The sequence below is a fragment of the Azotobacter beijerinckii genome, from assembly GCF_900110885.1.
Lineage (GTDB): Bacteria > Pseudomonadota > Gammaproteobacteria > Pseudomonadales > Pseudomonadaceae > Azotobacter > Azotobacter beijerinckii.
Genome location: NZ_FOFJ01000102.1, coordinates 1 through 7,737, shown reverse-complemented (window position 1 = coordinate 7,737; position 7,737 = coordinate 1). Strand labels below are relative to the sequence as shown.

Genomic DNA, 7,737 nt, shown 5'->3' with positions numbered 1-7,737 from the left:
GTCTACGACTTCAGCCCCAGCCGTGCCGGCGAGCATGCCCGCACCTTCCTGGGCGACTGGAAAGGCAAGCTGGTCTGCGACGACTTCGCCGGCTACAAGGCCTGCTTCGAGCTGGGGGTGACCGAGATCGGCTGCCTGGCCCATGCCCGGCGCAAGTTCTACGACCTGCAGGTCGCCAACCAGAGTCAGCTGGCCGAACAGGCTCTGCGCTACATCGGTCAGCTGTATGACATCGAGCGTGAGGTGCGCAACCTGCCGCCCGACGAGCGACAGCGAATACGCCAGGAAAAAGCCAAGCCCATCGCCGATGCCCTGCACGGCTGGATGCTCGCCCAGCGCCGGTTGGTGCATGAAGGCACGGCCATCGACCCGGCTGCCGACGCAGAAGGCCAGCGAGCTCACTGAGCTGCTGCCGCACAACTGGAAACCTGCCAGCAAGGTGTAATGCCCGGCCGCTTACACGGCAGCGCCGATGCGTTCTTTCTGATCGGCGGGCGCGAGGAAGCCGGTCTGAAGCAACCATGTGACGATTTCTTCCATCGCGCAGAAGCTGGGCTACGAGTCCGGCAGTGCGTTCAAGCGCATCATGAAATGCTCGCCGCGCGAGTATCGGGCCCGGTCATCCGATGTGTTCCGCGACGAAGCTGTTGAACCAGGGGCGCAGTCCACCCAGCGTGAAAACGCCATCGACCAGCAGGGGCGTTGGCCGGTGATGAAGCGCGCCTCGTCGGAGAGCAGCCAGACCAGCGCGTCGGCGACTTCCTCTGGCTGGCCAATGCGCTGTAGCGGCGTGTGCTTCCGGAACGGCAGTGCGGCCGCCTCAGAGGCAAAGATGCCACTGGCCATTGGCAGTGTATTGTCCACAAGTCCACCGGGATTCAGCGCAAGAGCGAATTCTCCACCCGGTTGTTCAACCCCTTGTGCTGGCGGTGTTCGACGCTCAACCCTATTTACCTGTTCGCCGCCGCGTAACTCCTGAGCTTGTCGGTGACAGTACATGTTTATTCGGGAGCGTCGCCGCTTTGGGGACGTATGGAGTCGATTGCCGCCTCGATCCGGTCGGCGGCTCTTGCCAGCAATTGTCTCAGTTCGTCCAGGACCGGCGGTTTAAGCAAGTCGACCGCCGACTGGGTATCGGCTCCTTTCAGCCTGGTTTCGAGTTCGCTGGCATGAGCGGCCAGCGCACTGGCTCCCAGGGTGCCGGCAGAACCCTTGATGGTATGCAGCACGGCGGCAACTCCCTCGATGTCCCGTTCCCGAAGGTACGCCTCGAGCGCATCGAGCATCTTGCCCATTTCGGGCCGGAAACTGGCGAACACATCGCGAAACAGTTCGAGATTGCCGCCAAAGCGGCTGAGGAGCGAGTCGACGGACTCGATGTCGGTCGCCTCGTTCCGCTCCGGCTGTTGCGGGGAGGGCAGGGGCTTGCGCCCGGTCAGGGCCAGAATCGCCGCGACCAGTTCTTCCAGGTCGATCGGCTTGCCGACATGCTCGTTCATTCCGGCCGCCAGGCAGGTTTCACGATCGGCTGCCGAGACGTTCGCCGTCATCGCCAAGATCGGCAGGCTGGCGAAGCGGCGGTCCGAGCGGATGCGCCGGGTCGCCTCCCGGCCGTCGATCCCCGGCATCTGCATATCCATGACGACCAGGTCGTAGGGTGGGGCGGCCGCCAATACCCGGCTCACCCCTTGCAGTCCATCTTCCGCCAGCTCCACGTCGGCCCCTTCGTTGCCGAGCAGTTCGGCCGCCACCTGGCGGTTGAGGGCGTTGTCCTCCACGACCAACAGACGCACGCCGCTCAGGCGTTGTGGACGTGTCGTCCGTAGCGGCTGGCTGGGGAAGGGAGACGCATTGCCGGCGAGGGCGCGCTGTACGGCATTGGCCAGTTGCTGGGGAGTGACGGGTTTGGTGAGGAGGTCGACGAAGGGCGCCCGTCCATCCTTCTGCACGTCGGCGAGCACCTCGCGCCCGTAGGCGGTAATCATCAGTACCACCGGCGGGCGGTTTTCGCCTGCATGCTCCTGGATCAGTTGCGCCGCGCTGAGCCCATCCAGATCGGGCATGCGCCAATCCATCAGCACCACGTCGTAGGGGGTGCCGCGCTGCTGCGCTGCGCTCACCCGCTCGACCGCCTCGGTGCCGCCGCTGGCATATTCGACACGCCAACCCAGGGCGGTCCCGGTGCGCATCAGCAGTTCGCCAACCAGAGGATTGTCGTCGACCACCAGGAGATGGACGGACCGGGTGGTGGCCGGGGCGGCGGTTTTCGAGGGCGTATCCTGCGGTACGGCAAAGTCGAGGTCGAACCAGAAGAGACTGCCCTTGCCCGGCTCGCTTTGTACTTGCAGTTCGCCGCCCATCAGTCTGACCAGGCGTTGGCTGATGACCAGTCCCAGACCGGAGCCGCCGAAGCGGCGGGTGGTCGAAGCCTCTGCCTGGGTAAAACCTTCGAAGATGCGTTCGAGCTGCTCGGCGCTGATGCCGATGCCGGTGTCGCTGACGGCAATGTGCAGGCGAACGGTGTCACTGGAGCGATTCAGCGTGGCAATGCTGAGCACCACCTGGCCCTGCAGGGTGAACTTGAGGGCATTGCCGGCCAGGTTGATCAGCACCTGCTGCAGACGCAGGCTGTCGCCGATCAGTTGGAGCGGCAGCGACGGGTCGAGGTCGTACATCACCTCGATATCCTTCTGCCCCTGGTCGCCGGACAGCACGACGGCCAGATCGCGCATCAGGGTTTCCAGTTCGAAGAGGTGTGGGTCGAGTTGCAGTTTGCCGGCCTCGATCTTGGAGTAGTCGAGGATATCGTTGAGCAGGCCGAGCAGCGATTTGGCTGCCGATTGCGTCTTGGTCACATACTCATGCTGGCGCTGATTCAGCTCGGTCTGCCGGAGCAGTTGCAACATGCCCAGCACGGCATTCAGCGGGGTGCGGATCTCGTGGCTCATGTTGGCCAAGAACGACGATTTGGCCGCACTGGCGGCGAGCGCCTGCTCCTTGGCCTGTCGCAGGTGGCTTTCCTGTTCGCGCTGGGCGGTGATGTCGCGGTTGATGCCGATGACGCGTAGGGCCTTGCCGGAGACATCGCGCTCGACCACCGGCCTGGATGTAGCGTATCTGGCCATCCGGGCGCAGGACGCGGAAGGTCGGGCCGTAATGGTCGCGCCCTTCGACCGAAGCCTGCAGCAGGGCCTCGGTGGCTTCGCGATCCTCGGGGTGTAGCCGCGAACGCCAGTGCCCGTAGTTCAGGCCGCTGTCGCGCAGCGTCGGCGATAGGTCGTAAAGTTCGAACATGCGCTCGTTCCATTGCAGCGAGTCGTCGGCGAGGGTCCAGGTCCAGATACCCAGCTCGGCCGCCTCGGAGGCCATCAGCAACTGGTCGCGCGTCGCCGTCAGCTCGCGTTGTTGTCGCTGTTGCTCGCTGATATCGACGATTATGCCGACGAGCATCGGCTCGCCGGCGACCTTCATGGCGCCGACATAGAGTTGTATCGGAAATACCGAGCCATCCTGGCGCATCCCGATGGCTTCGCAGCCGATGCCTATCACCTGCTGAGTGCCTTCGCGCAGGTAGCGCTCGAGGTAGCCGTCGTGTGCGTTGCGATAGGGCTCGGGCATGAGCATCTTGACGTTGTGCCCGACCACTTCTTCCCGGCGGTAGCCGAACACCCGTTCTCCGGCAGGATTGAAGGAGCGCACTGTACCTCGTGCGTCGATGGTGATGATCGGGTTGATGGCGGTGTCGAGAATCCCCTGTGTGGTCGCCAGGCTGGCGGCCAGCTCTCGTTCGGCAGCCTTACGTTCGGTGATGTCCACGGCAATGCCGAGGTAGCCGAGGTTCTGGCCGTTCTCGTCGCACATGGTCGTGACCACCAAGCTGACCGGAAAGCGCGTTCCATCCTTGCGCACATAGGTCCATTCGCGGGTTTCCGAACCCTCAACCTCGGGTTTACACACGAAGACCCGAAAACCCTCGACGGGCTTGTCGATTTCTGCACCTAGCTCGGCGCCGCGAGCCGCCACCTCGCTGCAGTCGTGGATCAGCATGGGCGTGCACTGGCCCACCATCTCGTCGGCGCGATAGCCCAGCAGACGTTCGGCCCCACGGTTGAATACGCGGATCGTGCCATCCAGGTCGGTGGCGATGATCGATACCTCGGAGGCGGATTGCAGCACGGAGCCCAATAGCAGGTTGATCTGGCGCAGTTCGACCGTGCGCTCTACCACCTGCGCTTCCAGGCTGGAATTGAGTTCGAGGATGCGGGACTCGGCGGCCTTCTGGGCAGAGATATCCCGTACGGTTGCCGAGGCGCCCACTACCTGCCCAGTGCTCGAGCGGATCGGTGAAACGGTGACGGAAACCTCGATCGAGTGGCCGTCGCGGCAACGGCGCCGGGTTTCGAAGGGCAGTATCTGTTCACCGCGACCGATGCGCGCCAGGATATCGGCCTCCTCGGCCAGCAATTCCCGCGGAACCACCAGATCGCGCAGGAGATGCCCCAGGGCTTCGTCGGTCGTGTAGCCGAACAGTCGTTCGGCGGCACTGTTCCAGCAGGTGACCACTCCCACGAGGTCCGTGCCGATGATGGCGTCGGCCGAACCCTCGACGATGGCCGCTAGCCGTGCCTGCTCGGAAGCGATCTGCCGGCGGCGTTGCTGGCTGATGCCCAGCACGCGGGCCAGGGTTGCCGCCAGCAAGCTGACCAGCCCACCGAGCAGCAGCACCAGCTCGGGCGACGGCAGGTGCATTTGTTGTACGAACAGCGGACCGACACCGAAGTCGATCTGCCAGTGCCGGCCGAACACCTCGCGCTGCAGGCTCTCACTGAAGGTTTTGGGAAAAGCGCTGTCGCCGGAGTCGTAGAACTGTTCGGCCTCTCCGGCGTTGGTCACGTCGTACAGATGCAGGCGAGCCTGCGCCTTGTCCAACCTCAGGCTGAATAAAACCTCCTCTATCACCAGTGGCGCGAAACTCCAGCCGAACAGTTCGGCCTCCCGGTCAGCTACGCTGGCCGGCGTCCGTACTGTACGGTAGATCGGCATCAAGATCAGGAACGACTGCTGCGGATTGCCGTTGGCCTGAACCAGGGTAATGGGGCCGGTCAGACGTACCTTCCCCGAGCGCATGGCCGCCTCGGCCGCTTCGCTTCGATTGCGTTCCGAAGCGATGTCCAGGCCTATGGCTGGGCCGTTGCGTTCGACCGGCTCGAGGTACTGGACCACATAGCGGTCGCCGGCATGGGGATTGAACTGGTAGATGGCGAAATCGGATTTGTTGTCGACCCGTGCCTGCTCCTGAAAATGGGCTTCGTCGGCCTCCGATACGCGGCGAATGAAGCCGAAGCCGCGCGCACCGGGAAACTCGGCATCGATATCGCGGCTTTGGCTGTAGCGGCGGAACTGCTCGCGAGTGATCGTTTCTTCGCCGGCAGTGACGATCGCGCCACGGACGCCGCGCAGCCCATACTGATAAAGACGTATACGCTCGACGATGTCGTCCGCTATCCGATTGGCGGCCTTGGCGACGGTTTCCCGGATTTGCGCCTCATTGGTGCGTGAGAGTTGCCAAGAAGCAAGGGTGCTGCAGAGCAGGCCAGTGAGCAACGTGCCACATGTCCAAAGCGATGCTTGGGAAAGCTTGGGAACTTTAGTCATAGGTGGGCTTGTATGGCACTCTTGACTTGGATTTTACGTTAGCGGATCGCCACATGTTTGAGAAGAAGGCCAGCCATTTCATGGGAATGCTGGCCTTTGCAGCGGCTCTGCTATGGATACACTGATACGTCAACAAAGCCTAGCGTGGGTCGAGAAGATCTGTGGTGATGCCGAGCGCGGCGGCCAGATTCACTCTGACCGCCTCAAGGAACGCCGGGTCGGTGATCCTGCCGAGCAACTGGCCTTGCCGGGCAACCGGATCGAGCGCCCGCATCTGGGTGAGCACCGCAGATCCCTGCATTCCACAATCGTTCTGTGTCGGGTCGAGGACGGGAAACAGCCGCATGATCGGCCCGCCCCCCGTGGACAAGGGCACCACGATAATGGTCCGGCTTACCGCATTCAGGGCTTGCTCCGTCATCACGATGCACGGACGCGTTTTCTGGGTTTCCGAACCCACGGTAGGGTCGAGGGCGATCCTGATCAGATCGCCCGGCTTGAGCCGTTTACGAACAGGCTCGGTGATCGTGCTCATCGTCTTCCATTACCTCCGCGCCCACGGCGCCCGGGATGAGTTCGCCCTCGACATCCTGAAAGTCGGCGAGCAGCCAGTTCAAAGAAACTTCGCGTGAGCCTTGCCGTTTTGCCTTCACGGGTTTGATGTTTAAAACGCCGTTTTCAACGGTCAGATCGATCTCTGCGCCAACGGTGAGCTTCACCTCCTTGAGCAGGGCGGAAGGGATCAAAACGCCAGCGCTGTTACCCACCTTTCGGATTTGGGTGATCATGGTCAAAGAGCCTCTGATGTTGGAAGGTCACCTGTATGTAGGCCGGACCTCGGAAATTGCAGTTTTCCTACTGAGTTAAGGGTGGTTATTGTTGGTTACCGCCCACTCGCCGGGCGTGACAACAATGTAATACGCCTTAGGCTATTTTACAATGTACCCACGCCTTTGGGGCATGTCCCTCATGCAGGAAGACTCAGTGGGCCGCTCCCATTCAATGGGATAAACCTTTAATCCTACGGGACCAACAGCGGGCAAAAAAACCCGGCACGAGGCCGGGTTGAAGAGGGTTTGCATCAGAACCAGAAACCGGCCGCAAAGGGCGGCTGCTCCTCCGGTTCGGGTTGTGCCGGCTTGCGGATGCGAAGCACCGGTGCCGGCTGGTTCGGGTCGAAGTGGGGATCTACCGTCATGCGCGTCCGGCAGCCACTGTCGCCCTGGTGTTTCTGGATCAGGTCCGCCGGAATTTCCTTCCCTTGGGCCATCTCCTCGGCAATCGCCTTCCAGTCGATCGTTCCTGCCGTGTCGTAGACGGTGATCTTCACTCCGTAGGCGTCGGCCCGGCGGAACCCGGCCGCTCTCACGAGGAGCTTGAGCTGGGTGTCCAGCTCGCCGGCCTCCTTCTGCAGCGCGTTCAGCTGCGCCTTGAGGGCGACCACTCTGGCCTCCTGCTCGCGACGCTTTTCCGCCAATGCCTTCCAGGCGGCTTCGTCGGTCTGCTCCATCGGCAGCACATCCCGCAGGGGATCGGCTGCCGGGGGCGTCCCGGTTTCCACCGTGTTCCAGAAGATTTTTTCTGCCTCGACGATGCGCTGGATGAGCAGGTCATCCCGCTCGACCACCAGGCAGCACGGCTCGTGCTTGGGCGACCAGAACCACAGGTACCCGCGCCGCGCGCCGCAGACGATCAGCTGGTGCATGACCTGCCAGCGATAGAGCTGGAGGGCCGGACTCTTGTCCCGCAGCGCCAGCACCTGCAGATGATTGTCCTCCGCGAGATTCTTGATCTCGACGGGGGCACCCTCACCCAGCAGGCCATCGAAGGAGGCCCGAATGAACGGGTGCTCCTGCGACTCGGCGCAGATCGGCAAGCCCAGCTGGCCGTATTTCTCCTCGAACATCTGCAGGGCCAGCGGCTCGAACTTCTGGCCACGCCTCACCTGCGGAACAACCGACAGGTCGGGCGGGGTCGTCAGTCCGACCAGCTCCTTCCAGAGCTCGAGAGGCGTCTTGTCGGGGTTGTGCCCCATGATGACGGCGCAACTGGTTGCGCTGACACCTTCCTGACGCCATTGCA

General features: G+C 62.8%; 3 protein-coding genes and 6 pseudogenes. 2 read left to right on the top strand and 7 right to left on the bottom strand.

Annotation, left to right across the window (positions count from 1 at the left end):
• Both BMY22_RS22155 and BMY22_RS25470 read left to right on the top strand, forming a co-directional pair.
• Positions 1-381 (top strand): annotated as a pseudogene (locus BMY22_RS22155) (IS66 family transposase); the annotation flags it as partial.
• Between the two features lie 145 nt (positions 382-526).
• Positions 527-625 (top strand): annotated as a pseudogene (locus BMY22_RS25470) (AraC family transcriptional regulator); the annotation flags it as partial.
• 137 nt (positions 626-762) lie between these two features.
• Here BMY22_RS25470 and BMY22_RS25465 read toward each other — a convergent pair.
• From BMY22_RS25465 to BMY22_RS22130, 7 genes and pseudogenes are all read right to left on the bottom strand, one after another.
• Positions 763-846, bottom strand: a pseudogene (locus BMY22_RS25465) (oxidoreductase); the annotation flags it as partial.
• 44 nt (positions 847-890) lie between these two features.
• Positions 891-992 (bottom strand): annotated as a pseudogene (locus BMY22_RS24080) (IS6 family transposase); the annotation flags it as partial.
• A 9-nt stretch (positions 993-1,001) separates the two neighbouring features.
• Positions 1,002-3,816, bottom strand: a pseudogene (locus BMY22_RS24740) (response regulator).
• A pseudogene (locus tag BMY22_RS24735) lies at positions 3,790-5,655 on the bottom strand (CHASE domain-containing protein); the annotation flags it as partial. The pseudogenes BMY22_RS24740 and BMY22_RS24735, both read right to left, overlap by 27 nt.
• A 139-nt stretch (positions 5,656-5,794) precedes the next feature.
• The gene (locus tag BMY22_RS22140; RefSeq protein ID WP_090625452.1) at positions 5,795-6,190 is read right to left on the bottom strand and encodes a type II toxin-antitoxin system PemK/MazF family toxin; all 396 of its coding nucleotides are present in this window, start codon (positions 6,188-6,190) and stop codon (positions 5,795-5,797) included.
• A complete protein-coding gene (locus tag BMY22_RS22135) occupies positions 6,162-6,443 on the bottom strand; it encodes an AbrB/MazE/SpoVT family DNA-binding domain-containing protein (protein WP_090625450.1) in 282 nt (93 codons plus the stop codon). Before BMY22_RS22135 ends, BMY22_RS22140 begins: the two co-directional genes overlap by 29 nt.
• 293 nt (positions 6,444-6,736) lie before the next feature.
• Positions 6,737-7,737, bottom strand: a 1,001-nt coding sequence (locus BMY22_RS22130; RefSeq protein ID WP_143068600.1) for a lambda-exonuclease family protein, incomplete at its 5' end; no start/stop codon positions are given.

Bases quoted from the DNA above. Each gene is read 5' to 3' on its own strand.
- BMY22_RS22140 (WP_090625452.1), bottom strand. From the start codon at position 6,190: ATGAGCACGATCACCGAGCCTGTTCGTAAACGGCTCAAGCCGGGCGAT.
- BMY22_RS22135 (WP_090625450.1), bottom strand. From the start codon at position 6,443: ATGATCACCCAAATCCGAAAGGTGGGTAACAGCGCTGGCGTTTTGATC.